Genomic DNA, 727 nt, shown 5'->3' with positions numbered 1-727 from the left:
GCGGTTCTTTGGCACGGGGCTTGCCGCCCTGCGCCGCGGCGCCCCCGAGATGAACAGCTTGGTGGCGCTTGGCGCGGGCACGGCCTTTGCCTTTTCCGCCGTCGTGACCCTGGCCCCCGGCCTGGTCCCCGCCGCCTCGCGCCAGGTGTGGTTCGAGGCCGCGGCGGTGATCGTCACCCTGATCCTGACCGGCCGCTGGCTGGAGGCGCGCGCCAAGGGCCAGGCCGGCGCCGCGATGCGCGCGCTGCTGGCCCTGACGCCCGATCACGCGACGGCGCTGCGGGACGGGCATCCGGTGCGTGTCGCGGTGGCCGACCTGCAGCCGGGCGATCTGGTGCAGCTGGCGCCCGGCGAACGCATCGCGCTGGATGGCGTGCTGACCGAAGGCGCGGGCCATGTCGACGAATCCATGCTGACGGGCGAACCCGTCCCGGTGCTGCGCGCGCCCGGCGACACGGTGACCGGCGGCACCGTCAACGGCGCGGCCGCCCTGACCTATCGCGTCACGGCCACGGGGCCGGACACCGTGCTGTCGCGGATCGTGGCCCTGATCGAAGAGGCGCAGGCCGCCCGCCTGCCAGTGCAGGCGCTGGTCGACCGGGTCACGCGGATCTTCGTTCCGGTGGTGATGGGCCTGGCGGTGCTGGCCTTTGCGCTATGGCTGATCTTTGGCCCCGACCTAGCGCATGCAGTCGTGGCGGCGGTGTCGGTGCTGATCATCGCCTGC

At 73.3% G+C, this 727-nt stretch carries 1 protein-coding gene; it reads left to right on the top strand.

Annotated features, from left to right (window positions below; genetic code table 11):
* Positions 1–727 (top strand): HAD-IC family P-type ATPase (locus TW83_RS17640; protein WP_045984095.1); only part of this gene is annotated, 727 nt, incomplete at both ends.

This window comes from Paracoccus sp. S4493 (genome assembly GCF_000967735.1).
GTDB lineage: Bacteria > Pseudomonadota > Alphaproteobacteria > Rhodobacterales > Rhodobacteraceae > Paracoccus > Paracoccus marcusii.
Note: the sequence above shows the minus strand (reverse complement) of the source record. Positions and strands in the feature narration are given on the sequence as shown.